The sequence below is a fragment of the Novosphingobium sp. BL-A-28-Hi1-0D genome, from assembly GCF_055521755.1.
This window is the reverse complement of sequence record NZ_CM145502.1, coordinates 814,408-839,126: the sequence shown is the minus strand read 5'-3', so window position 1 is coordinate 839,126 and position 24,719 is coordinate 814,408. Positions and strand designations below refer to the sequence as shown.

The 24,719-nt window shown below is 64.6% G+C and carries 22 protein-coding genes; 10 read left to right on the top strand and 12 right to left on the bottom strand.

The features are described 5' to 3' along the window. Positions 1-58 precede the first annotated feature (58 nt). The gene (locus tag ACZ1JW_RS04265; RefSeq protein ID WP_465124713.1) at positions 59-397 is read left to right on the top strand and encodes a P-II family nitrogen regulator; all 339 of its coding nucleotides are present in this window, start codon (positions 59-61) and stop codon (positions 395-397) included. Between the two features lie 35 nt (positions 398-432). Continuing rightward, positions 433-1,851: an ammonium transporter gene (locus ACZ1JW_RS04260; protein WP_465124714.1), complete on the top strand. Its 1,419-nt coding sequence runs from the start codon at positions 433-435 to the stop codon at positions 1,849-1,851. Positions 1,852-2,136: 285 nt separating this feature from the next. Here ACZ1JW_RS04260 and ACZ1JW_RS04255 read toward each other — a convergent pair whose 3' ends face one another. Next, complete coding sequence (locus ACZ1JW_RS04255; protein ID WP_465142061.1) at positions 2,137-2,796, bottom strand: LolA family protein; 660 nt, start codon at positions 2,794-2,796, stop codon at positions 2,137-2,139. A gap of 97 nt (positions 2,797-2,893) precedes the next feature. Beyond that, positions 2,894-3,061: a 50S ribosomal protein L33 gene (rpmG, locus tag ACZ1JW_RS04250; protein ID WP_011446825.1), complete on the bottom strand. Its 168-nt coding sequence runs from the start codon at positions 3,059-3,061 to the stop codon at positions 2,894-2,896. Between the two features lie 188 nt (positions 3,062-3,249). Here rpmG and phhA point away from each other — a divergent pair, with 188 nt between their 5' ends. Continuing rightward, entirely contained in the window at positions 3,250-4,188 is a 939-nt protein-coding gene (phhA, locus tag ACZ1JW_RS04245) for a phenylalanine 4-monooxygenase (protein WP_465142060.1), read from the top strand. Between the two features lie 76 nt (positions 4,189-4,264). Here phhA and ACZ1JW_RS04240 read toward each other — a convergent pair whose 3' ends face one another. The 4 genes from ACZ1JW_RS04240 to ACZ1JW_RS04225 all read right to left on the bottom strand — a co-directional run bounded on the left by ACZ1JW_RS04240 (position 4,265) and on the right by ACZ1JW_RS04225 (position 7,640). Next, positions 4,265-4,549 (bottom strand): hypothetical protein, encoded by a 285-nt coding sequence (locus ACZ1JW_RS04240; RefSeq protein WP_465124717.1) that lies wholly within the window; start codon positions 4,547-4,549, stop codon positions 4,265-4,267. A gap of 73 nt (positions 4,550-4,622) precedes the next feature. Further along, entirely contained in the window at positions 4,623-4,889 is a 267-nt protein-coding gene (locus ACZ1JW_RS04235) for a GlsB/YeaQ/YmgE family stress response membrane protein (protein ID WP_465124718.1), read from the bottom strand. Positions 4,890-4,982: 93 nt separating this feature from the next. After that, positions 4,983-5,795, bottom strand: coding sequence for an undecaprenyl-diphosphate phosphatase (locus ACZ1JW_RS04230; RefSeq protein ID WP_465142059.1), 813 nt, complete (start codon positions 5,793-5,795; stop codon positions 4,983-4,985). A gap of 42 nt (positions 5,796-5,837) precedes the next feature. Beyond that, the gene (locus ACZ1JW_RS04225) at positions 5,838-7,640 is read right to left on the bottom strand and encodes an ABC transporter transmembrane domain-containing protein (RefSeq protein ID WP_465142058.1); all 1,803 of its coding nucleotides are present in this window, start codon (positions 7,638-7,640) and stop codon (positions 5,838-5,840) included. Between the two features lie 171 nt (positions 7,641-7,811). Here ACZ1JW_RS04225 and ACZ1JW_RS04220 point away from each other — a divergent pair, with 171 nt between their 5' ends. Then, positions 7,812-9,068, top strand: a complete 1,257-nt coding sequence (locus ACZ1JW_RS04220) for a polyhydroxyalkanoate depolymerase (protein WP_465142057.1) — start codon at positions 7,812-7,814, stop codon at positions 9,066-9,068. A gap of 53 nt (positions 9,069-9,121) precedes the next feature. Here the strand turns inward: ACZ1JW_RS04220 and ACZ1JW_RS04215 are convergent, their stop codons facing one another. Continuing rightward, the gene (locus ACZ1JW_RS04215; protein WP_465142056.1) at positions 9,122-9,784 is read right to left on the bottom strand and encodes a hypothetical protein; all 663 of its coding nucleotides are present in this window, start codon (positions 9,782-9,784) and stop codon (positions 9,122-9,124) included. 197 nt (positions 9,785-9,981) lie between these two features. On the opposite strand from ACZ1JW_RS04215, the gene ACZ1JW_RS04210 reads away from it, so the two are divergent. Then, positions 9,982-10,959 carry a glycosyltransferase family 2 protein gene (locus ACZ1JW_RS04210; protein WP_465124723.1) on the top strand — a complete coding sequence of 326 codons (978 nt, stop codon included), beginning with the start codon at positions 9,982-9,984 and terminating at the stop codon, positions 10,957-10,959. Here the strand turns inward: ACZ1JW_RS04210 and ACZ1JW_RS04205 are convergent. The 3 genes from ACZ1JW_RS04205 to ACZ1JW_RS04195 all read right to left on the bottom strand — a co-directional run bounded on the left by ACZ1JW_RS04205 (position 10,940) and on the right by ACZ1JW_RS04195 (position 13,007). After that, entirely contained in the window at positions 10,940-11,401 is a 462-nt protein-coding gene (locus ACZ1JW_RS04205; RefSeq protein WP_465124724.1) for a MaoC family dehydratase, read from the bottom strand. The genes ACZ1JW_RS04210 and ACZ1JW_RS04205 overlap by 20 nt on opposite strands. Before the next feature lie 81 nt (positions 11,402-11,482). Then, positions 11,483-12,853, bottom strand: coding sequence for a putative O-glycosylation ligase, exosortase A system-associated (locus ACZ1JW_RS04200; protein WP_465142055.1), 1,371 nt, complete (start codon positions 12,851-12,853; stop codon positions 11,483-11,485). Continuing rightward, positions 12,846-13,007, bottom strand: coding sequence for a hypothetical protein (locus ACZ1JW_RS04195; RefSeq protein WP_465142054.1), 162 nt, complete (start codon positions 13,005-13,007; stop codon positions 12,846-12,848). Before ACZ1JW_RS04195 ends, ACZ1JW_RS04200 begins: the two co-directional genes overlap by 8 nt. A 66-nt stretch (positions 13,008-13,073) precedes the next feature. Between ACZ1JW_RS04195 and ACZ1JW_RS04190 the strand changes: the two genes are divergently transcribed. Both ACZ1JW_RS04190 and ACZ1JW_RS04185 read left to right on the top strand, forming a co-directional pair. Then, complete coding sequence (locus tag ACZ1JW_RS04190; protein WP_465142053.1) at positions 13,074-14,300, top strand: TIGR04063 family PEP-CTERM/XrtA system glycosyltransferase; 1,227 nt, start codon at positions 13,074-13,076, stop codon at positions 14,298-14,300. A gap of 54 nt (positions 14,301-14,354) precedes the next feature. Continuing rightward, positions 14,355-15,890: a hypothetical protein gene (locus ACZ1JW_RS04185; RefSeq protein ID WP_465142052.1), complete on the top strand. Its 1,536-nt coding sequence runs from the start codon at positions 14,355-14,357 to the stop codon at positions 15,888-15,890. A 138-nt stretch (positions 15,891-16,028) separates the two neighbouring features. On the opposite strand, the gene ACZ1JW_RS04180 is transcribed toward ACZ1JW_RS04185, so the two are convergent. Beyond that, on the bottom strand, positions 16,029-16,247 hold the full coding sequence (locus ACZ1JW_RS04180) for a hypothetical protein (RefSeq protein ID WP_465142829.1): 219 nt from the start codon (positions 16,245-16,247) through the stop codon (positions 16,029-16,031). Between ACZ1JW_RS04180 and gltB the strand changes: the two genes are divergently transcribed. Together gltB and ACZ1JW_RS04170 are read left to right on the top strand one after the other, a co-directional pair. Next, positions 16,149-20,789 (top strand): glutamate synthase large subunit, encoded by a 4,641-nt coding sequence (gene gltB, locus ACZ1JW_RS04175; RefSeq protein ID WP_465142051.1) that lies wholly within the window; start codon positions 16,149-16,151, stop codon positions 20,787-20,789. The two genes, ACZ1JW_RS04180 and gltB, sit on opposite strands and share 99 nt — an antisense overlap. Positions 20,790-20,802: 13 nt before the next feature. Beyond that, positions 20,803-22,236, top strand: a complete 1,434-nt coding sequence (locus tag ACZ1JW_RS04170; RefSeq protein ID WP_465124730.1) for a glutamate synthase subunit beta — start codon at positions 20,803-20,805, stop codon at positions 22,234-22,236. Between the two features lie 222 nt (positions 22,237-22,458). Here ACZ1JW_RS04170 and ACZ1JW_RS04165 read toward each other — a convergent pair whose 3' ends face one another. Continuing rightward, positions 22,459-23,787 carry a hemolysin family protein gene (locus ACZ1JW_RS04165; protein ID WP_465124731.1) on the bottom strand — a complete coding sequence of 443 codons (1,329 nt, stop codon included), beginning with the start codon at positions 23,785-23,787 and terminating at the stop codon, positions 22,459-22,461. Between the two features lie 179 nt (positions 23,788-23,966). Between ACZ1JW_RS04165 and ACZ1JW_RS04160 the strand changes: the two genes are divergently transcribed. Continuing rightward, the gene (locus ACZ1JW_RS04160) at positions 23,967-24,659 is read left to right on the top strand and encodes a YiaD family glycine zipper/OmpA-like lipoprotein (RefSeq protein WP_465124732.1); all 693 of its coding nucleotides are present in this window, start codon (positions 23,967-23,969) and stop codon (positions 24,657-24,659) included. The last annotated feature ends 60 nt before the right edge of the window (positions 24,660-24,719 follow it).

Genomic DNA, 24,719 nt, shown 5'->3' with positions numbered 1-24,719 from the left:
TGCTTAATCTCTTTTGCCGGCAGGTCGCCCGGCGAGTGGGCAATAGAAGGGGGCATGAATGAAATTCATCATCGCCATCATCAAGCCGTTCAAGCTCGACGAAGTGCGTGAAGCGCTCTCGGGGCTGGGCGTGGCTGGGATGACGGTGTCGGAGGTGAAGGGCTTTGGTCGGCAGAAGGGCCAGACCGAAATCTACCGTGGCGCCGAATATTCGACCAACATGCTGCCGAAGGTGAAGATCGAAATCGCTGCGAGCGACGATCTCGCGCCGCAGATCGTCGAGACGATCCAGCAGGCTGCCAGCACCGAGGCCATCGGCGACGGGAAGATTTTCGTCCTCGACCTCGCTTCGGCAACCCGCATTCGCACCGGCGAAACCGGGGATACCGCGCTTTGAGCGGGCCTTCCATTTCCGACCTTAGGGGAACCAACATGATCCGTAAGATGATCGGTGGCTTGGCGGGAACGGGCGCTTCGCTCTTCGCTGCCACTGCCGCTTTTGCACAGGATGGGCCAATCAAGGGCCCGACCGCCGAACAGATGGCCGGCATGGTCAACAAGGGCGATACGACCTGGATGCTGATGAGCTCGGTGCTCGTCCTCCTGATGAGCATTCCTGCTCTTGCCCTTTTCTACGGCGGCCTTGTCCGCACCAAGAACATGCTCAGCGTGCTGATGCAGGTGTTCATGATCGTTTCGGTCGCAGCGCTCGTCTGGGTGAGCTGGGGCTATTCGATGGCCTTCACCAGCGGCAACGAGTTCGTTGGCGGCTTCTCGAAGATCTTCCTGATGGGCGTGGATGCCACGACCTATGCAGCGACGTTCTCGAACAACGTCTACATCCCTGAATTCGCGTTCGTCATCTTCCAGATGACCTTCGCCTGCATCACCCCGGCGCTGATCGTCGGTGCATTTGCGGAACGCGTGAAGTTCACGCCGCTGATGGTCTTCACCGTCCTGTGGCTGACTTGCATCTACTTCCCGATGGCCCACATGGTCTGGTACTGGGCTGGCCCGGACTTCCTGGTCGATGCTCCGACCGACTACGGCATGCTCTGGGGCTGGGGCGCGCTTGACTTCGCTGGCGGCACCGTGGTGCACATCAACGCCGGTATCGCTGGCCTCGTCGGCTGCCTCATGATCGGCAAGCGCGTCGGCTTCGGCAAGGAAGCTACCCCGCCGCACTCGCTGACCATGACCATGATCGGCGCCTCGCTGCTGTGGGTGGGCTGGTTCGGCTTCAACGCCGGCTCCAACCTTGAAGCCAATGGCGTGACCGCTGTGGCCTTCATCAACACCTTCGTCGCTACCGCTGCCGCTGCCGTCTCCTGGGCGATTGTCGAGCAGCTTCATCACGGCAAGCCTTCGATGCTGGGCGCTGCCACGGGTGCCGTTGCCGGTCTCGTCGCGGTCACTCCGGCTTCGGGCTACGGCGCTCCGATGACCTCGATCGTCCTCGGCCTCGTCGTCTCGCCGATCTGCTACCTCTTCGTCAGCACGATCAAGAACAAGCTCAAGTACGACGATACGCTCGACGTGTTCGGCGTGCACTGCGTGGGCGGCATCGTCGGTGCGATTGCCACGGGCATCATGGCGGCTCCGTCGCTCGGTGGCCAGGGCGTGTTCGACTACACCGTGTTCCCGGCCGGCTTTGACGCCGCCAGCTACGACATGGCCAAGCAGGTCTGGATCCAGACCAAGGCCGTGCTCTTCACGCTGGTCTTCTCGGGTGTCGGTTCCGCGATCCTCTTCTTCATCGTCGACAAGATCTTCGGTCTGCGTCCGACGGAGGAAGCCGAGCGCGAAGGCCTCGACATCTCCGAACACGGCGAGCGTGCCTACAACTACTAAGTTTTGACCGAATTGGCGGGGTGGGGGCTCCAGATACTCTCCCTCTCAAATCCCCACTCCGCCAAACCTTGTTCCTCCTGCGAACAGACTAAGGCCGGAAGCGCTAGCCCGCTTCCGGCCCTTTTTTGTCATTCGCTCCCGCTGTCAGGCCGGCAACGCGCTACCGGGCAAGCCCCCGGTCAAGGCCGCACCGGGTCGATCCACCCGAGTATGACCCCGGCAGCGATGTTCGGAAAGGTCCGCGACAAGGGCGCCGATCTCTGCTGCGGCAGCAGCAGCCGCCGCCTAGCGTGTGACGGGGCGGCGGGGGTCGGTCCAGCGGAAGGTCTTGTCGTCCACCGCTATGCCGTACTGGTGGCCCGAGAGGCGGACGGTGGTGCGCTTGTTCTGCGAATCGAGGGCGACCCACGAATCGAGCTGCAGCCCGCCCGGGGCGCCTGCGTTGCGCACGAAGATCATGGTGATCGTGCCGTATTCGGGATGCTTGGGATCGCGCACCTGCAGGCTGATCACGCCCGGATCGCCGGTGGGCAGCTGCCTGGCAAAACGCGCGACGTCCTTGTTCGGATCGAGCAGCGCGCCCAGCGGGCTGTTGCCGATCGGCCAGCGCTGGACCTGACGCACTTCGTAGTCGATCATGGTCAGCGCCTTGCCATCGCCGACGATCAGCAGCGGCACGCCCTTCTGGTACTGGAAGCGGATCTTGCCGGGGCGCTTCATCGTCAGCACGCCCGAGACGGTCTGGCCGGAGCGGTCGGTCTGGATGAAGTTGGCGCGCAAGGTCGTCACGCCGCGAAGGGCGGCGACGGCGCGGTCAATGTCGGAGGCTTGCGCCTGCGCTACCGTTGGCGCCACGAGCATCGCAGGCGTGGCCGTGGCGAGGGCAAGCGAAAGGGCCGCCAAAGGACGGCCCATCTTGCGAATCGAGGTGTAGATCATGTTCATCGCCGTTCCTTGCAGTGTCGGCGTTGAACTCGCCGTGAACCGTCCCGGTTCCGAAAATGGCGGGACAGGCTTCACGGGTAAAGCGCGAATGCGCTGATTACTTGATCTTCGCTTCCTTGAACTCGACGTGCTTGCGCACGACCGGGTCATACTTGCGGAAGGTCATCTTCTCGGTGGTGTTGCGGGGATTCTTCTTGGTCACGTAGAAGAAGCCGGTGTCAGCGGTCGAGACCAGACGGATCTTGACGGTGGTGGGCTTTGCCATGGCTCTATCCTGAACTTTCGCGCGAATCTGAAACAAATGTAGCGGCGCGTTTCCACGCCGCCGTCACAGGGTCGGGCCGTTGGGGGAGAATCGGGGTAAAGTCAAGGGAGGAGAGAAGCCTCACGCGATTTGCCGGAATGGCGTCATCATGCTATTGGTTGCATAAGAAACCAGATTGAAAAGCCGAAATGACCGCTGCCGATATCCTGCCGTTTGACTTCACGCGCCTGCCGGACTTGCCGGACGGGGTCTATACCGCTCCGCTCAAGCGCCCTGCCCGGGTGGGCGAGGACTGGCTGGAACCGGCGCAGCGGACCTATACTGCCGACGAGCATGGCGTGTGGGACGAACTCTATGCCCGGCAGATGGACGTGCTGCCGGGGCGGGCCTGCAGTGCCTTCCTGAAGGGGCTGGAGCGGCTCGACCTCGGGCGTGGGGGCGTGCCCGACTTTGCGCGGCTCTCGGAAGGTCTGGGTGCGCTGACCGGGTGGAGCGTGGTGCCGGTGCCGATGCTCATTCCGGACCACGTGTTCTTCTGGCATCTGGCCAACCGGCGCTTTCCGGCGGGCAACTTCATCCGCACGCGCGAGACATTCGACTATATCCAGGAGCCCGACGTCTTCCACGACGTGTTCGGCCACGTGCCGATGCTGACCGACCCGACCTATGCCGACTATATGCAGGAGTATGGCCGCGCCGGGTGGAAGGCGATGCGCTACAACCGCCTCAAGTCGCTGGGCGCGCTCTACTGGTACACGGTGGAGTTCGGGCTGGTGATCGAGGACGGCGCACCCAGGGTCTATGGTGCGGGCATCCTGTCGGGCCCGCGCGAGGCGGTATTCGCGCTGGAGGGCCAGTCTCCCAACCGGATCATGCTCAATGTCGACCGGGTGATGCGCACCGATTACGTGATCGACGACCTGCAGCCGACCTACTTCGTCATCGAAAGCTTCGAGGATCTCTATCACCAGACCGTGGAGCGCGATTTCGACCGGCTCTATCGCGGACTGGGGCCGGGATTCACGTTTGCCAACACGGCGGTGATCGACGTCGACGACGTGCTGCAGCGGGGCACGCTGGAATACCATCTGCGCGGCGGGCGCGGGTCGGGGGCGCTTCCGGTATAGCGCCACGCACAAAAAAAGCCCGGCGCCTTCCAGGGTGCGCCGGGCTTCCTTGGCCGTCAGGCGGAAAAGAGCGGGATCAGCCCGGGGTCTTGTCCATCTTGTCGGCCTGGTCTTCCATCGCGTCGGCCTTCTTCTCGCCGGTCTCGCGAACGGCATCAGCCTTGTTCTCGAGCGCGTCTTCCGAAGCGCCGCCCATGGCGTCAGCCTTGTTTTCCATTGTGTCAGCCGCAGCTTCCGACGACTGGCGGACAGCGTCGGCCTGGTCTTCTGCAGCGTTCTCCTTCGCGCTGTCGCATGCGGAAAGTCCAAGGCCCATGGCCAGAACCGATGCCATCATGGCGCCCTTGAAAATTGCCTTCATGTCAGTCCCCTTCAGGTGTGGTGAAGGCGGCCCTTGCGAACCGCCTTCGTTTTGAAAAATCGGATAGTCAGGCTCAGCGCACCGAGCCGCGACGGACGAGGTTTACGATCGCGAGCAGGATCAGCGCGCCGAGGAACGACACGATCAGCGTGCCGGCCGAGATGCCCTGGGTGATGCTGCCGCCGCCGATCAGCGGTGCCAGCAGGAAACCACCGAGCAGCGCGCCGACGATGCCGACGACGATGTTGAGGAAGATGCCCTGCTGACCATCGGTGCGCATGACGATGCTCGCCAGCCAGCCGAGAATGCCGCCGACGACGAGAAGAATGATAAGGCCCATAATGCTAACCCCTTGAAGTGCAGTCTGTTCGGTCAATTCCGAACGAGGCACTTTGTTCCGCTTATGCGGTGGGGCGTTTGGGCGTGTCGGGTCTCAGCGCATCCCGAGCCAGACCAGCGCGACGGCGCCGGCAACGATGCGATACCACGCAAAAGGCTTGAATCCTGAGCGGCTTACGTAGGCAACGAACAGCCGGATCACGGCCAGTGCGACGACGAAAGAAACTGCAAAGCCCACGCCGATTTCTGCCCAGCCCACGCCCATCGTGCCGCTCATCACGGCATCGCGGTTGTCGAGCAGTTCGAGGGTGGTGGCGCCGAGCATCGTCGGGATGGCGAGGAAGAAGCTGAACTCGGCCGCGGTGCGGCGCTCGATGCCCATGGCCAGCGCGCCCATGATCGTCGCGCCCGAGCGGCTGACGCCGGGGACCATGGCAAGGCACTGTGCAAGGCCGACGCCAAGCGCCTGACGCAGCGGCAGTTCGCCGATGCCGGTCAGTTCGCCGGTCTTCGCGCGCTTCTCGATCACGAGGATGGCAATGCCGCCTGCGATCAGCGCCCAACACACCACCGAGGGGCTGCCGAGCAGCACGTCGATGTATTTCTTGAGCGCAAGGCCAAGCACCGCCGAGGGAATGAATGCGGCCAGCAGGTTGCGCAGGAAGCGCAGAGACATCGGGTTGAGCTTGAGCAGGCCCATGCCTACCGCCCAGAAGGTGCGCCAGTACTGCACCACCACCGCCAGGATCGCGCCCAGCTGGATCACGACGTTGAACATCGCCCACTGGTGCGCGTCATAGCCGAACAGCTCGGTGGCGAGGATGAGGTGACCGGTCGAGGAGACCGGCAGGAACTCGGTGAGGCCCTCGACGATGCCGAGCAGGATGGCGGTGACGATCGTGTCCATGATGTCCCCAGCACTTGCCGCAGCGCAGCATCAAGTCAAGCGTTACGCGGCCAGCCCTTCGAACTGCAGGCGGGCGAGGCGGGCGTAGAGGCCGTCTGCCGCGCTGAGCGTGGTGTGCGTGCCCTGTTCGACGATGCGCCCGGCGTCCATCACGATGATCCGGTCAGCCGCGCGGATCGTGGCGAGGCGGTGGGCGATGACCAACGTGGTGCGGTCCTTCATCAGCCGGTCGAGCGCTTCCTGCACCAGCCGCTCGCTCTCGGCATCGAGTGCGGAGGTCGCCTCGTCGAGCAAGAGGATCGGCGAATTGCGCAGCACCGCGCGGGCAATGGCGATGCGTTGGCGCTGGCCGCCCGAAAGGCGCGCGCCATCCTCGCCAAGGAAGGTGTCGAGCCCCTGTGGCAGATCGCGCAGGAACTGTTCGGCGTTGGCGGTGCGGGCTGCTTCCCAGATCTGGTCGTCGCTGGCATCCCAGTTGCCATAGCGCAGGTTGTCACGCGCCGAGGCGGCGAAGAGCGTGGCGTCCTGCGGCACGAGCGCGGTCCGGGCGCGGATGTCGGCAGGGTCGGCGCTGGTCAGCGGAACGCCGTCGATGCGGATCGCGCCGCCGTGCGGATCGTAGAAGCGCTGGGCGAGGAGGAACAGCGTCGACTTGCCTGCGCCCGAGGGGCCGACAATGGCGACAGTCTCGCCCGGCTCGACGGTCAGCGAGAAATCGTCGAGCGCGAGGACTTCGGGCCGCGAGGGATAGCGGAAGGTCACGTTCTGGAACGCGATCTGGCCGCGCGGCGGGACGGGCAGGGCCGTGGGCCGGGCAGGCGGAGCGATCTCGGGCTCCTCGCGCAGCAGCTCGGCAAGGCGCCCGGCAGCGCCTGCACCGCGCAGGAGATCGCCATAGACTTCGGACAGTGCGCCAGCAGCGCCGGCGACGAGGCCTGCGGTGATCACGATGGCAAAGATCGTGCCGCCACTGATCGTGCCTTGCGCGACGCCGATCGCGCCTTCCCAGACGAGCATGGTTATGCCGCCGAAGATCAGCAGGATAACGATGGCCGTCATCACTGCGCGCAGGGAAATGCGGCGCAGCGCGGTCTGGAACGTCGCTTCAACCTTCTCGCCAAAGCGGTCAAGTTCGCGCTTTTCCTGGCCGAAAGCCTGAACGATCTTCATCGCGCCCAGCACTTCGGACACGATCACGCCGATGCCGGCCACCCGGTCCTGGCTCGAGCGCGAGACGTTGCGCACGCGTCTGCCGAAGAACACGATGGGCCCGACGACGAGCGGGATGCCGATCATCAGGATCGCGGTCAGCTTGGGCGCAAGGAAGAACAGATATCCGAGGCCGCCGATGGCGGTGATCGTGTTGCGCAGGGCGACCGACACGGTCGTGCCCACGACCTGCTCGATGATCGCGGTGTCCGAGGTCATCCGCGAGGAGATTTCCTTGGGGCTGTTGGTCTCGAAGAACGACGGAGGCAGGCGCAGCAGGTTGGCCTGCACGCGCAGGCGGATGTCGGCGACCACGCGCTCGCCCAGCCATGACACGAAGTAGAACCGGCAGGCCGTGCCGATGGCCAGCACCAGCACGATCAGCAGGAGATACTGGAACCAGCGGCCCAGCGCTTCCACGTCGGCCCCGGCAGAGAAGCCCTTGTCGATGATCAGACGGAAGCCCGAAGGGATCGCCAGCGTTGCGGCAGATGTCACCAGCAGCGCGGCGGAGGCCGCGGCGACCCGCCCGGGATACTTCATTGCCTCGCGCCAGATCATGCGCAGCGGCCCCAGGGTCTTTGCCTTGGGGGCGGCTTCAACAGGGGTCGGCGGGTTCGGGGTTTCCTCGTCCATTGCGGGTGCCTAGCCGATGGCGGGCCGGACCGGAAGGGGCCGATTGGCCAGTCTGCCCCTCGGACAATCGTGACGGGTGATTTGTTGCGTTGCACAAGCAATCGTTTCGCGGCAATCTGCGCCCAACGACTCCCGGTGCTTTCCGGGCAACAAGCCAAAAAGGTGTTCGCAGTGCTTTACAAAGCGTATGAAATCCAGCGCTCGCTGATGAATGCGAGCAGTGCCTGGGCATCGATGGTGGCCGATGCCATGACCGATCCCCGCAATCCCTGGGCAGGCATCGGCCCGTCCCAGACAATCGCCAACGCGCTCGACGTGTTCGCACATGCGGCGGCGCCGCGTGGCAAGCCCGCGTTCGGCATCAAGGTCATCCATGTCGACGGCACGGCCCACGCGGTGAAGGAGACCACGGTCATCACCCTGCCGTTCGGCGACCTCAAGATGTTCACCCACGAAGGTCTGCCCAAGAACGCGCCGCGCCTGCTGATCGTCGCACCGATGAGCGGCCACTACGCCACGCTGCTGCGCGGCACGGTGGAGCGCATGCTCGAACGCTGCGTCGTCTACATCACCGACTGGGCAGATGCGAAGTACGTGCCGCTGGCCGAAGGCGTGTTCGACCTTGACGACTACATCGACTACCTGACCGGCTTCCTCGAATATATCGGCGAAGGCGCACACATGATGGCGGTCTGCCAGCCGTCGGTCCCGGCCTTTGCCGCCACCGCGATCATGGGTGCGAAGAAGCACCCATGCCGCCCGCTGACGCTGACCATGATGGGCGGCCCGATCGACACGCGCGAAAGCCCGACTGCGGTCAACGACCACGCGATCACCAAGCCCTACGTGTGGTTCAAGCACAACGTGATCACCACGGTGCCTGCCAACTATCCGGGCGAGGGGCGGCGCGTCTATCCGGGCTTCGTGCAGCTCGCCAGCTTCATGTCGATGAACCTCGGCAGCCACATGATGAGCCATTACAAGCTGTTCCAGCACATGAACGCCGGTGCCGACGAAAGCGCCGACGCGACCAAGGCGTTCTATGACGAATACCGCGCGGTCTGCGATCTGCCGGCCGAGTTCTACCTGCAGACCGTCGACGTCGTGTTCCAGCGCCATGCCCTGCCCAAGGGCGAAATGGTCCATCGCGGCCAGGCCGTCGATCTGGGCGCGCTCACCGACACCGCGATCCTGTGCATCGAGGGCGAGCGCGACGACATTTCGGGCATCGGCCAGACCAAGGCCGCGCTCAAGGTCACGCCCAACCTGCCCGACGAGATGAAGCATTACCTGCTCGCCCCCGAAGTCGGCCACTACGGCATCTTCAACGGCTCGCGCTGGCGCTCGTCCATCGCGCCGGTGGTGGAGCAGTGGATCGGCAAGTTCGAAAAGAAGGCCAAGGGACGCAAACTGAGCGTCGTGGCCTGAGCCTTAAGCGGGGAGGCGGCCTCGGTGCAGCCTCCCCGCGTTGACTCTCAGGCTCAGGCAGAAGTCGGCGCGCCAAGATACTTTGCCACCAGACCCTGTTCGACAAGGGCATCGAGCGAGGCCTTGAAGCCATCGTTGATCATCCCTTCGAAGCCGTCGATATCGAACTTGGCGCGGGTGCCGACACCTGACGTCTTGACGACCTCGACCACCTTCTTCTGGGCGCGGTCGAAGATCTGCCACTCGACCGAGATACTGATCTCGCCCTTGTAGCCATTTACCGAATCGCACATCCGCACGTTCGTGGGCTGCAGCGTCGCCCCGAACAGGAAGTTTGCCTGATTGGGATCGCCGTCACCCTCGAACAGATCGTTCGAGGTCGCCTGCACCTTGAAGCCCTTGGCCTTCAGGTGGTCTGAGAAAAGCCGCTCGAAGCGCTCGAAGTTCAGGGTGCGCTGATCGTCCCCGAAGTTTACCGGGCTCCCGCTCAGCAGGCAGATCGTGCCGACCTTGATCTTCTGGTTTTCCTTGGTGATTTCCGGATTGAGGATGATCTTGCTGAATTTCGCGATCTTTTGCGAAGTGGCCGCCGGAGCCGAAACCGGTGCAGCGCTTGTTGCCGCAGGTGCAGCCGTCGGGGCGGATGCTGTCTCCTGCGCATTTGCAGTTGTCGCAAGAACAACCGCGAGAACCAAACCCGAAACCGCAATCTTCATGATGTAATGCCCCCACTGTGCCGGAGTTTAGCTACCAAGCTGCGCTCTTGCGTCAATATGCAGACATGCCAGGCTGAGGTTCATACCTGAAGGCTGCACCGTTCCAATCCGGTACAGGCTTCCCGCTTCGCCCGCGCGAAACATTGCGCAATCTTGCGGACAACCGGCGGTTGCCTTCGCCTGTCACAAGTCCGCCAGTGGACACGGATTTCGAAAGCATTCGCTGGAGCGACCGCAGCCTGCTCTGCGACGTGGACGGCGCAGACCGGGTGGCGATCGCGCGAGCGCTGGTTGGCCCGCGCGTCAGCGTTGTCCTGCCCGTCCACAATGGCGCGGCCTATCTCGAGGAAGCCCTTCACTCCATTCGCAATCAGACCTTCGCCGATTTCGAACTGATCTGCGTTGATGACGGGTCGACCGACGAGACACCTGAAATTCTCTTGCGGCATGCAGCTGCCGACCGCCGCATCCGCATCATCACCAATCGTCCCAACAAGGGCCTGCCCGGAGCGCTCAACACCGGCTTTGCGGCAGCGCGCGGGTCGCTGCATTGCTGGACCTCGGACGATAACATCGCCCGCCCGCAGATGCTGGAGCGTCTTGTCGAGGCGCTGGATGCGGATCCGGACGCAGCGATTGCCCATGCCAACTACAGCGTGATCGACGCGACCGGGGCTGTCACCGGCTTCCAGAAGGTCGGCCCCGCCTCCGAGATCCTGTTCGGCAACCGTATCGGCGCGGCGTTTCTCTATCGCGCCGAAGTGACGCGCACACTTGGCGGTTATGACGAGGGCCTGTTCGGCGTGGAAGACTACGACTTCTGGCTCCGGGCCGCGCGCGCCTTCCGCTTTGTCACGCTGGACGAGGACTTATATCTATATCGCCGCCACGATGGCAGCCTGACCGACCGCCGAGCCTTGAAGATCCACCGCCTTGTTGCGCGGGTCATCACGCGTGAACTCGCGTTGGTCGAAAATGATGCGACGACCGCCAGCGTGCTGCTCGAACACGGCCTTGCCAGCCGGATCGATCCAAGGCTCGACATGCTATGGCGGGCATTCCGCCTGAGGCCGGGTCTGGCACTGCGCAAGGCCCCGGCCATTTGCCGGCACCTCGCGCATCACTTGCGCCGCGCACTTGGCAGTGTCGCGGGCCTTACACGAAGAACTGGGTGATCCACTCGCACATCAGGGCGGGCTTGTCCTCGCCCTCGATCTCGACCGTGATCTCCATCGTCTGCTGCCATTGGCCGGGGCGTTTTTCTTCCATGTCGAGCAGCTTGAACACGCCGCGCACGCGCTTGCCGACCCGTACCGGGGCGAGGAAGCGGGTGCGATTGCCGCCGTAGTTGACGCCCATCTTGATGTGCTCGGGCCGCGGGCAATCGCTTTCCATGGTCAGCAGCGGGATCAGCGACAGGGTCAGGAATCCGTGCGCGATCGGGCCGCCAAACGGGGTGAGCTTCGCCTTCTCGGGATCGACATGGATGAACTGGAAGTCGCCCGTCGCCTCGGCGAACTTGTTGACGCGCTCCTGCGTGATCTCGACCCACTTCGACGTGCCGACGACCTGGCCGATCATGGCCTGGACGTCTTGCGGGGGGACGAACCTCGTCATTGCCAGTGTTCTCCTGCAATCCTCTTGTTGCGACACAATGGCCGCAAGCAGAGTGTGGAGCAAGGGGCTTTAAGCGCTTGGTTAAGCGGCTGAGGGAAGGGGCGCTGCAGGGCTCTTCGGCTTGCGGAACGGCTCATGCGTCGCGGTGCGCACGCGCTTGATATAGGCCCACAACCCGCATTGCAGCCCGACCAGCATGTAGCAGAACGGCTGGAACGCGATGCCGACGAAGGTCGAGCCGACGAGGTAGATGATCTGCGCCTGCTGCAGCGCCTCGGCGAGCGGCGAGACCCAGCGAAACTCGGGCGAGGTTTCCTTGCGATAACGTCGTCGCAGCACTTCCATCTGCCACACGCCAAGCAGGTGGAGGGCGAGCCACAGGGCAAGGCCGGGATAGCCCTGCTCGCCCAGCATCTCGAAATAGCTCGAGTGATAGGCCCGGCCTTCCTCGACGATCGGCTGGTACTCAAGTGCGGCGTTGTTGTCCCCAGCGTAGTCGGCCTTGACGGTATCGTAGGTAAGCTTGTTCTGGCGATAGGCTTCGAAGCCGCCGCCGAAGGGGTGGCGCTTGGCGAATTCGATCGTCCACTTCCACACCGCCACGCGGGTCGAGGCGGACTGGTCGGACTGATGGTTGCGGATCGTGCTCATGCGGTCGGTGAACTCCTTGGGCAGGAGCGGGACCGCGATCAGGGCGCCTGCGGCCATGACCGAGACGATCAGCATTCTCCGTTTGGCCGTGCGCAGGATCATGGCCGCCAGCACCACCACACAGACAAGGCCGGTGCGCGCGCCCGTGCCGATGGGCATCAGCACGCAGGCAAAGCACAGTGCCCAGGCGAAGATCTTCACGCGCCAGTCGGGCGGGAAGATCGTGCCGAACCGCGTCAGCCACAGCGCCAGCGGGATCACCGCGATGGCCACCGCCGAGATGATCGAGCCTTCGTAGAGCCCGGTGTTGTCGTTCACCAGCAGGCGCAGCTCGCCATAGCCGCCGCCGCCCGCCGCCGTCTTGATCCCGCCGCCGATCACGATCACGCCGATCGACAGGACAAGGATCAGGGTGATCGCCTCGATGCGCAGGCGCGTGCGCAGGGTCAGCGGCAGGAACAGCGCCCAGAGCAGCGCCTTCCACACCCACGCCCACTTCTCCGCCGCCTCGACGGGGAAGTCGGCGGTCTGGGTGGTGAGGCCGCAATAGACCAGAAGCGTCAGCAGCAGGAACTGGCGCAGCGAGACGCGGATGCCATTCTTGTCCTCGGCCACGAACCACGAAATGAAGGCGCAGAGAAACGCGATCAGCGAAACCGGAATGTGGCTGAGGATGCCCCAGCTGACCTTCTGCGGCGCGACGATGTCGATATAGCTGTAGGCCAGCACGAAGATGAACGGCTTGCGAAAGCCCGCGCCGATGAAAGCGAGCACGCAGGACAGCAGGAAAAGGTCAAGCATCGCTGCTTCCCGTCGCAGCGTCACGCGGCTTGCGGAACGGCACCTTGCGGCTTGGCAGCGAGGGATCGTCGTCGAGATCGTCACGATGCAGCAGCCGCCAGACGGCAATCGCCATCAGGATATGCGGCAGGAATATCGTGAACTTGTCGATCATGTCCGGCCACCGCTACCCGATCGAGGTTGACGCGGCGTTAAGCCTTCCGTGGCAGGTGTGAGCGCCATGACCCGCGTGCTCCATGTCCTCGACCACTCGCTGCCGCTTCACAGCGGCTACACCTTCCGCACCCGCGCGATCCTGAAGGCGCAGGAGGCGATGGGGCTGGAAGTGCGCGGGGTGACCGGGCAGCGCCATGCCGCGCAGTCGTCGAGCGATCCCGAAGTGGTCGACGGCCTGACCTTCCATCGGACACCCGGTGAAGCAGGCGGGTTGCCGCTGGTGCGCGAATGGTCCGAAGTCTCGGCTATGGCTGACCGGATCGTGTCTCTGGCCGGGGAATGGCGGCCCGACGTGCTCCACGCCCACTCGCCAGCGCTTTGCGGTCTTGCCGCGCTCAAGGCCGGTCGCAGGCTCGGCATTCCGGTGGTCTACGAGATCCGCGCCTTCTGGGAGGATGCAGCGGTCGGCAATGGCACCGGGCGCGAAGGCTCGGCAAAGTACTGGCTGACCCGTGTGCTCGAGAATGACGTCGTCAGCGGGGCCGACCGGGTCGTTACGATCTGCCAGGGCCTGCGCGACGACCTGATCGCGCGCGGCTTTGCGCCCGAAAAGCTCTCGATCATGCCGAACGGCGTTGACCTCGAGATGTTCGGCGATCCCTTGCCGCACGATCATGCGCTGGCCGCCGAACTGGGGCTGGGCGGAGGGCCGGTGATCGGCTTCCTCGGCAGCTTCTACCCCTACGAAGGTCTCGACGACATGATCGCGGCCATGCCCGCCATCGTCGCGAAAGTGCCCGATGCGCGCCTGTTGCTCGTCGGCGGAGGGCCTGCCGAAGCGGCGCTGCGTGCGCAGGCCGAAGCCTCGCCTGTTGCCGATGCCATTCGCTTCGTCGGCCGCGTGCCGCATCGCGAGGTGGACCGCTATTACTCGCTGGTCGATGTCGTATGCTATCCGCGCAAGAGCATGCGCCTGACCGAACTGGTCACGCCGCTCAAGCCTCTGGAAGCCATGGCGCAGGGCAAGCTGGTCGGCGCATCGGACGTGGGCGGCCACCGCGAACTGATCGTGCATGGCCAGACCGGCACGTTGTTTCCCGCCGATGACCCCGCCGGCCTTGCCGCCGCAATGGCGCAATTGCTCAGCACTTCCGCCGATTGGCCCGCACGGCGCGAGGTCGCGCGCAGCTTCGTGCGCGAGCATCATGACTGGGCTCGCAACGTCAGGCGTTATCTTGCTGTTTACCAAGCCCTGTTACCGAGTCTCGACTTGCCATCGGTTGCGGCCTGACGGTCGCTCTGTCGGCAAGACACGATCTGGGACGAGAACAGGGACGACCGCCACGTGACCGCGACCAAGCGCAAGCCAAAGCCCATCACCGCGCATCCGCTGTTCCCGGTCGTGACCGCGCTCTGGTTCGCCACCTTCTTCGGCCTTGGCAGCTTTGCCGTTGCGCCTGCCGTGCTCGAAGGCCCGGTCGTTGCATTGGGCATCCCGGCACTTATCCCCGCCGCCGCGCCGCCGCTCGGCTTTACCGCCAGGGTCATGCTGGCGTTGGCCATGCTTGTGGCGGGAGGGGCGATCGGTTTCCTCGTCGGACGCAAGCTGGGTCCAGTGACGGCTTCCGCCGCTCCGCGCAAGCGCGCTGCCGCGGGCTTCTCGCGCCGCGATTCGGGCACCTTCGAGGCCGAAGCGCCCCGCCGCCCGCTCAATCCCGCAGAAGACCTCGACGATCCGCCGCTCGACGCGCCGTCGGCCGAACCCGCACCGCTGCGCCGTCGCAGTCTGTCACTTTCCGACGAGGGTCAGTTGCACGTGCCGAGCGAGCTGGCACCGCTGCCCGGTCACCTCCCATGGGAGCGTGAGGAACGCCCTGTCGGGCAGGTCCCTGCGCGCCATGGTCCTACCGAGGATCCGCTGGCACTCGACCTCCTGTTCGAGAATGCGCAATCGCACGTCGAGGCCGTGGAACCCGCGCCTGTAGCAGCTCCCGCCCCATTCCGGATAGAGCCTGATGTTGCTCCACTGCAACCCGCGCCTGTGCCGCCTGCCGCTCCGGTGGTGGCCGAGCCAGTCCAGAGCAAGCCCGCGCCGCTGCTTCAGGCCCCGGTGGCCGACATCACTCCGCTCGAGCGTGCGCCGCTGGAAAGCCTCGGCCTGGTCCAGATGATCGAGCGGCTTGCGCTTGCCATCTCGCGCCGCACGGCTCCGAGCAGGGACATCTCGGCACTCGAAGAGTCGAGCTTTGCCCAGCCCGCGCGCGAGAGTGCTCCAGCCATGGCACCCGCACCGGTCGAGCACACGATTGCCGTGCAGCCGCCGACAGCGCCCCAGACCGAGCGCGTCGTCCGCCTGCGCCCTGCAGCCCTGCAGCAGGTTGCACCGACAGATGTAGTGAATGCCGATCCGGACGAGGACTCCGACGTCCCCGGTCTCGACCGCTTCCTTCGTGTGAGCAAGACCAGCGCGCCAGCCTCCGAAGACGTTGCACCGGCCGAGCCCGAAGTCGCCGAAGACCGCTATCCCTCGCTGCTCGACATGGGACCCGCGCCCCACCGCCACGAAGGCCTGCGGATCGACGATGGCCTTGGCCTTGCCGAACTGCCGGAAAGCGATGGCGAGATCGAACCGGTGGTGGTGTTCCCGGGGCAGGATTCGCCCCTGCTCGGAGCAACGCGCCCGTTCGAGCGGCCCTCGATCCTCACCGTGCCCGGATCGCCGCTTGCCGCGCCTGGCCGCGCCGCCCCCTCCGCTCCCGGCGAGCAACTGGCCGAGGCTGGCGCTGCCGCAACGCCGCCAGTCCTTGCCGATCCGGCGGAAGCGGACCGCGCACTGCGCGCGGCCTTGGCAACCCTTCAGCGGATGACCGCTCAGGGCTGAACAATTCAGGCCGTTGTGACGGCTTTTTCGGCCTGCAAACGCCCGAAAAACCGTCCTTTCTGCCGTATCGCAACCGTATTTTCGGCATTAACCGCCCGGTTGATGCCCCTGCGCAGTTGCAAAATAACTTTCCTGCAGTCATGGGGGCACTTCGCGCAATTTTCGTCGCTTTTCCGCGAGGGTGATTCGCGTGTCGTTGTCATTTTGGCCGCAGCTTTTTAGCCGCCGCCTCTTATTGAATGCAGGACGATCATCGAGATGGGATTTCCGCCGGTTCAGGGCCTCTACGATCCGCGTAACGAACATGATGCTTGTGGCGTGGGCTTCATTGCCCACATCAAAGGCCAGAAAAGTCATGCCATCGTGGACCAGGCGCTGGAGATTCTGCACAATCTCGACCATCGCGGTGCCGTCGGCGCCGACCCGCTGCTGGGTGACGGTGCGGGCATCCTGATCCAGCTGCCCGACCAGCTGTTCCGCAAGTGGGCCGCTTCCGAAGGCAAGGACCTGCCGCAGCCGGGCGACTATGCCGTGGCCATGTGCTTCCTGCCGCAGGATGAGCCTTCGCGCCTGTTCGTGACCGAATTCTTCGAGAAGTTCATCGCCAAGGAAGGCCAGGAACTGATCGGCTGGCGCGACGTGCCGACCACGCTGGACGGCCTCGGCAAGACGGTGATCGAACAGATGCCGGTGATCCGCCAGTGCTTCATCAAGCGCGGGCCGACCACGCCCGATCAGGACGCGTTCGAGCGCAAGCTGCTCGCCATCCGCAAGCAGACGCAGAACCCGCTCGCCGCCATGGCCGAGAAGCACAACCTTCCCGGCGTGACGCAGCTCTACATGCCGAGCTTCTCGACCCGTACTATCGTGTACAAGGGCCTGCTGCTCGCAAACCAGGTCGGCTCGTTCTATGACGACCTACGCGATCCGGACTGCATCTCGGCGCTCGGCCTCGTGCACCAGCGCTTCAGCACGAACACCTTCCCGAGCTGGAAGCTGGCGCACCCGTTCCGCTTCATCGCCCACAACGGCGAGATCAACACCGTTCGCGGCAACGTGAACTGGATGAACGCGCGCCGCCGCACGATGGAGTCCGAGCTGCTTGGCCCGGATCTCGACAAGATGTGGCCGCTGATCCCGCACGGCCAGTCCGACACCGCCAGCCTCGACAATGCGCTCGAGCTGCTGCTGGCCGGTGGCTACAGCCTTGCCCACGCGGTGATGATGCTCGTGCCCGAAGCCTGGGCCGGCAACCCGCTGATGAGCCCTGCGCGTCGTGCATTCTACGAATACCACGCCGCCCTGATGGAGCCGTGGGACGGCCCTGCCGCCGTCGCCTTCACCGATGGTCGTCAGATCGGCGCCACGCTGGACCGCAACGGCCTGCGTCCCGCACGCTTCTCGATCACGCGCGATGACCTGATCTGCATGGCCTCGGAAAGCGGCGTCCTGCCCTTCCGCGAGGAGGACATCGTCCGCAAGTGGCGCCTCCAGCCGGGCAAGATGCTCCTGATCGACATGGATCAGGGCAAGATCATCGAGGACGAGGAAATCAAGGCCGAGCTGGCCAATGCCGAGCCTTACGAAGAATGGCTCGAGCAGGCACAGTACAAGCTCAAGGAGCTCGAAGTGATCGAGCCCGAGCTGGCCGCGCTGCCGGTGGAAACCACCTCGCTGCTCGATCGCCAGCAGGCTTTTGGCTACACGCAGGAAGACGTCAGCAAGTTCCTCGAGCCAATGGCCGTGGCTGGTGACGATCCGATCGGTTCGATGGGTACCGACACGCCGATCGCGGTGCTGTCGCAGCGCTCGCGCCTGCTCTACGACTACTTCAAGCAGAACTTCGCGCAGGTCACCAACCCGCCGATCGACCCGATCCGCGAGGAACTGGTGATGTCGCTGGTGTCGATGATCGGCCCGCGCCCGAACCTGCTCGGCCACGATGCCGGCAGCCACAAGCGCCTCGAAGTCGACCAGCCGATCCTGACGAACGAGGACATCGCCAAGATCCGCTCGGTCGAGGCTGCGCTCGATGGCGCGTTCCGTACCGCGACGATCGACACCACCTGGGACGCCGCTGCCGGGGCCGATGGCCTTGAAATGGCGATCAAGGAAATGTGCTGGGCCGCCACCGAAGCGGTGCTTGCCGACAAGAACATCCTGATCCTGTCGGACCGCGCCCAGAACGAGAACCGCATTCCGATGCCGGCCCTGCTGGCAACCGCTGCGGTGCACCACCACCTCGTCCGCCAGGGCCTGCGTATGCAGACCGGGCTCGTGGTGGAAACCGGCGAAGCGCGCGAAGTGCACCACTTCTGCGTGCTGGCGGGCTATGGCGCCGAAGCGATCAACCCATACCTCGCGTTCGAGACGCTGGAGCAGATCCGCGTTGCGAAGGAGCTTCCGCTTGAAGCCAAGGACGTCAAGAAGAACTACATCAAGGCCATCGGCAAGGGCATCCTCAAGGTCATGTCCAAGATGGGCATCTCGACCTACCAGTCCTATTGCGGTGCCCAGATCTTCGACGCTGTCGGCCTGTCGACCGAGTTCGTGAATGCCTATTTCACCGGCACAGCGACCACGATCGAAGGCGTCGGCCTGAAGGAAATCGCCGAGGAAACCGTGCGCCGTCACGCCACGGCTTATGGCGACAACCCGATCTACAAGAAGATGCTCGACGTGGGCGGCATGTACCAGCTGCGCCTGCGCGGCGAGGAACACGCCTGGACGGCTTCCAACATTGCCAACCTGCAGCACGCCGTTCGCGGCAACATGCCGGAAAAGTACAAGGAATTCGCCCAGTCGATCAACGACCAGTCCGAACGGATGCTCACCATCCGCGGGCTGATGGACCTGAAGCTCGCCGATGAGCCGATCTCCATCGACGAAGTTGAACCCGCTGCCGAGATCGTCAAGCGCTTCGCCACTGGCGCGATGAGCTATGGCTCGATCTCCTGGGAAGCGCACACCACGCTGGCGCTGGCGATGAACCGCATCGGCGGCAAGTCGAACACCGGCGAAGGCGGTGAGGACCCTGCGCGCTTCAAGCCGCTGGCCAATGGCGATTCCATGCGGTCGGCGATCAAGCAGGTGGCCTCGGGCCGCTTCGGCGTGACTGCTGAGTACCTCGTCAATGCCGACGACGTGCAGATCAAGATGGCGCAGGGCGCAAAGCCTGGCGAAGGCGGCCAGCTGCCGGGTGACAAGGTCGACAAGACCATCGGCAAGACCCGTCACTCGACGCCGGGCGTCGGCCTGATCTCGCCGCCGCCGCACCACGACATCTACTCGATCGAAGACCTTGCGCAGCTCATTCACGATCTCAAGAACGTGAACACTGGCGCGCGTATCTCGGTCAAGCTGGTGTCCGAAGTGGGCGTGGGCACCGTGGCTGCGGGCGTTTCCAAGGCGCGTGCCGATCACGTGACGATCTCGGGCTACGAAGGCGGCACCGGCGCATCGCCTCTGACCTCGCTGACGCACGCCGGTTCTCCGTGGGAAATCGGCCTTGCCGAAACCCAGCAGACCCTGCTGCTCAACAACCTGCGCAGCCGCATCTGCGTGCAGGCCGATGGTGGTCTGCGCACCGGTCGTGACGTTGCCATCGCCGCCCTGCTCGGCGCGGACGAGTTCGGCTTTGCCACCGCTCCGCTGATCGCGGCCGGGTGCATCATGATGCGCAAGTGCCACCTCAACACCTGCCCGGTCGGCGTTGCCACGCAGGATCCGGTGCTGCGCGCGCGCTTCACCGGCCAGCCCGAGCACGTGATCAACTACTTCTTCTTCGTCGCCGAGGAACTTCGCGCAATCATGGCCGAAATGGGCTTCCGCACGGTTGCCGAAATGGTCGGCCGCGTGGACCGTCTCGACACCAAGAAGGCGATCACCCACTGGAAGGCACAGGGCGTCGACCTGTCGAAGCTGCTGCACCAGGTCGATCCGGTTCCCGGCACGACCCTGAACTGGAGCGAGACGCAGGATCACGGCCTCGAAGCCGCGCTCGACAACGACCTCATCGCCGCCAGCGCTCCGGCGCTGGACAAGGGCGAGCCGGTCCGCCTCGAACGCAAGGTCATCAACGTCAACCGTACGGTCGGCGCGATGCTTTCGGGCGAAGTCGCCAAGAAGTATGGGCACAAGGGTCTGCCGGACAACACCATCCACGTCTCGTTCAAGGGCGTGGCAGGTCAGTCGTTCGGTGCGTTCCTGGCGCACGGCGTGACGCTCGATCTCGTCGGCGATGCCAACGACTATGTCGGCAAGGGTCTTTCGGGCGGTCGCGTGATCGTTCGCCAGCCGGGCCATGTCGATCGTGACCCGACCGAGAACATCATCGTCGGCAACACCGTGCTCTACGGCGCCATCGCGGGCGAGGCCTATTTCAACGGCGTCGGCGGCGAGCGCTTCGCGGTCCGCAACTCGGGCGCGATCGCGGTTGTCGAGGGCACGGGTGACCACGGCTGCGAATACATGACCGGCGGTGTCGTCGTCGTGCTCGGCCGCACCGGACGCAACTTCGCGGCCGGCATGTCGGGCGGCGTTGCCTACGTCTATGACGTCGACGGCAACTTCGCCCAGCTCGTCAACGGCGCGATGGTCGATGTCCTGCCGGTTTCGGCAGAGCGTGACGAGGATGAAGGCACTGGCCGTCCGCAGCAGCGCGGGGTCGATGTCAACGACTACGGCATGGGCGACATGCTGCGTCACGATGCCGAACGCCTGCGCGTGCTGGTGGAACGCCACCACCTCTACACCGGCAGCAAGCGCGCCCGCGAGATCCTCGACAACTGGGGTGAATCGCTCGCGAAGTTCGTCAAGGTCATGCCGCGCGACTATGCGCGGGCGCTCCGTCAGATGGAGGCCGAGCGCCTCGAAGCCGCGTCGGTCGCGGCTGAGTAAGGGTTAGATTGCAATGGGTAAGGCAACCGGCTTTCTCGAAATCGATCGTCAGGACCGCAAGTACGATGCGCCTGCCGAACGCCTGAAGCACTATCGCGAGTTCGTGATCCCGCACGATGACGCCGGCCTCAAGGGCCAGGCGGCGCGGTGCATGAACTGCGGCATTCCGTACTGCCACAACGGCTGTCCGGTGAACAACCAGATCCCCGACTGGAACCACCTGGTCTACGAGAACGACTGGCGCGACGCGCTGACCAATCTCCACTCGACCAACAACTTCCCCGAGTTCACCGGCCGCATCTGCCCCGCCCCGTGCGAGGCGGCCTGCACGCTGAACATCGTCGACCAGCCGGTCACCATCAAGTCGATCGAATGCGCCATCGTCGATCGCGGGTGGAAGGAAGGATGGATCGAGCCGCAGGTCCCGGCAAAGAAGACCGGCAAGTCGGTCGCTGTCGTCGGCTCAGGTCCCGCAGGCCTCGCCGCTGCCCAGCAGCTGGCCCGCGCCGGTCACTCGGTGACGGTGTTCGAGAAGAACGACCGCATCGGCGGGCTGCTGCGCTACGGCATCCCCGACTTCAAGATGGAAAAGACCCACATCAACCGCCGCGCGATGCAGATGGAGGCCGAAGGCGTCCAGTTCCGCACCAGCGTGGAAGTGGGCGTGACCGTCTCGTTCGCTTCGCTCCAGGAAAACTTCGACGCGGTGGTGCTCGCAGGCGGCGCGGAAGATCCGCGCGGCCTCAACATCCCCGGTGCCGAGCTTCCCAGCGTGCGCATGGCGATGGAATTCCTCACCCAGCAGAACAAGCGCAACGCAGGCGACGATGAACTGCGCGCCGCCCCGCGCGGCTCGCTCTTCGCCACCGGCAAGCATGTCGTCGTCATCGGCGGCGGTGACACCGGCTCGGACTGCGTCGGCACCTCGAACCGCCAGGGCGCGCTCTCGGTCACCCAGCTCGAGATCATGCCCAAGCCGCCCGAGAAGGAAGACAAGGCGCTGTCGTGGCCGAACTGGCCGCTCAAGCTGCGCACCTCGTCGAGCCACGAGGAAGGCTGCGAGCGCGAGTTTGCCGTGCTGACCAAGCGCGTCGTCGGCGAGAACGACGTCGCCGGTCTCGAATGCGTCCGCGTCGAGTGGGTCGGTGGCCAGATGCAGGAAGTTGCAGGCAGCGAATTCACCATTCCCGCCGATCTGATCCTGCTCGCCATGGGCTTCGTCGGCCCGCGCAAGCAGGGTCTGCTCGAACAGGCCGGCGTCGAGCTTGATCCGCGCGGCAACGTCAAGGGCAACGTGGTCGACTACAAGACCAGCGTCGACAACGTCTTCGCCTGTGGCGACATGCGCCGCGGCCAGAGCCTCGTCGTCTGGGCGATCCGCGAAGGCCGCCAGTGCGCGCGCGCAGTGGACGAAGCGCTGATGGGCGTGAGCGAACTGCCGCGCTGATCGTCAGGCCATTGCTGAAAAAGGGAAGGGGCGTCCGCAAGGGCGCCCCTTTTCGTTGGCGACGCAAATCGCCGCCTGATCCGCGTCACTCGCTGATCACGTCATCCCTGCGAAGGCGGGGACCCATTACGCTGCGTCAAACGCCACGGTCAGTTACCAACGAAAGGTTATGGGCCCCGGCCTTCGCCGGGGTGACGGGGTGTGGTGGGAGAGCGTCGCGCTCTACCCATCCCCCTCCGGTGCTACCGCGGGCATGGCCTTTGTCCGGCAGACCAGCAGCTTGTCGATCTTGCGGCCGTCCATGTCGACCACCTCGAAGCGCCAGCCCTGATCGTGAAAGTGGTCGCCTTCCGAAGGCAGGCGCTTGAGTACCGAAAGGCAGAAGCCCGCGGTCGTTGCAAATTCGCGGTCGTCTGGCAGGTCGAGGCCCAGCCGGTCAGCCAGGGCATCGGCGGGCAGCGCGCCCGAGATCAGCAGCGAGCCATCCTCGCGCTCCACCACCATCGGTTCGTCGCCCGCGTCGGAATGGCCGACGAAGTTGCCCGCGATGGCCGCCAGCAGGTCTGCAGGCGTGACGATCCCTTCGAGATGGCCGTACTCGTCATGCACCAGTGCGATGGCCACCTCGGCCTGCTGGATCATCGTCAGCGCATCCATGGTGTCGAGTTGGTCCGGCACGATGGCGGGCTTCTTCATCAGCCGTCCCAGCTGTACCTTGCGCCCGCGCAGCAGCGTGGAGAGCACGTCGCGCACCTTCACCACGCCGACGATCTTGTCGACCGAACCGTCGGCCAGCAGCAGCAGTGAGTGCGGCGAATCCTCGATCGCGGCGCGCAATTCCGCTTCGCTCGCCTTGCGCTCGATCCAGTGGAGTTCGGTGCGCGGCGTCATCACCTCGCGCACCGGGCGCTCGGCCAGACGCATGATGCCGGTCATCAGCGCGCGCTCTTCCTCCTCGATCACGCCCGATCGCGTGGCCTCGGCGAAGATCATGTGCAGTTCCTCGGCGGTCACTTCCTGATCGTTGCCCTGCTTGAGGCCCAGCAGGCGGATGATCGCGCTCGAGGAATTGTCGAGCAGCCACACGAACGGCGCGGTGATCTTCGACATCAGCGCCATGAATGGGGCCGCGATCTTGGCGATCGGCTCGGCCGCCCGCAGCGCCAGCTGCTTGGGCACCAGCTCGCCCACCACGAGGCTCAGGTATGTGGTGATCGCAATGACGATGATGAAGCCGACGTCATCGGCATATTGGGCCGGGAAGCCCCAAGCGACGAGCCGGTCGGCCATCGGTCCGCCAAGGCTCGATCCCGAATAGGCACCGGCGATGATGCCCACCAGCGTGATGCCGATCTGCACGGTCGAAAGAAACTTTCCGGGGTCCGCAGCCAGCGCCAGCGCGACCTTGGCGCCCTTGCTGCCTTCCTCCGCCGCAACCTTCAATCGCGCCGGACGTGCCGAGACGATCGCCAGTTCCGACATGGAAAACAAGCCGTTGAGCACTACGAGGCCCAAGATTACGAAGACGTCAGACCAGGGAAAAGGTGTCACTCGCGGGGCCCTAACAGATTTCTGCGCAAAGGCGAAGTCCGCCGTAATGTTCCCGCTGCGCAGGGACCGCCGGGTTCCCGTTCGGGAACCGTTCAGTCGAAACGGGCTTATCTAAACTGTCAAAGCGGCAATCTGTTGCATAGAGTGTTTTGCGGGATGCCGATGCAAGGGGACTTATAATGAAGATTCGTCGTGTCATGATGTCGAGCCTGTGTGCGGTTTCGCTGGTCAGTCTGTCTGCATGCGTCACCGATCCCAACACCGGTGAGAAGAAAGTCTCGCGCACGGCTATCGGCGGTATCGGTGGTGCGCTTGGCGGCGCGCTGCTGGGCGGCCTCATCGGCGGCAAGACCGGGCGTATCGTCGGCGCAGGCCTTGGCGGCGTTGCCGGTGGCGTCATCGGCTACCAGAAGGACAAGCAGATCAAGCAGCTGCGCGAGCAGACCGCTGGCACCGGCGTTGACGTGACCGAGACCGACAACGGTCAGGCGATCCTCGTCAACCTGCCCAACGGCGTGACCTTCGATGTCGACAGTTCGGCCGTGAAGCCCGGCTTCCGCGATACGCTTGACCGGATCGCCGCATCGATGGTCCAGTACCCGAACTCGCTGATCGACGTGTACGGCCACACCGATTCGACCGGCTCGGACGCCTACAATCAGGCCCTGTCCGAACGCCGCGCCCGCGCGGTGGCGGATTACCTGATCTCGCGCGGCGTAGGGTACGCCCGTATCCGCAGCCAGGGTTACGGTGAATCGCAGCCGATCGCCTCGAACGACACCGAGGCTGGCCGCTCGGCCAACCGCCGCGTCGAGATCAAGATCGTGCCGATCAGCCAAGACGACGTGAACGCAGCGCGCTCGGGCCAGTAAGACTTACCAAGCTTTCATCAGCGGCGCTGCCCTTCGGGGTGGCGCCGCTTTTGTTATGGT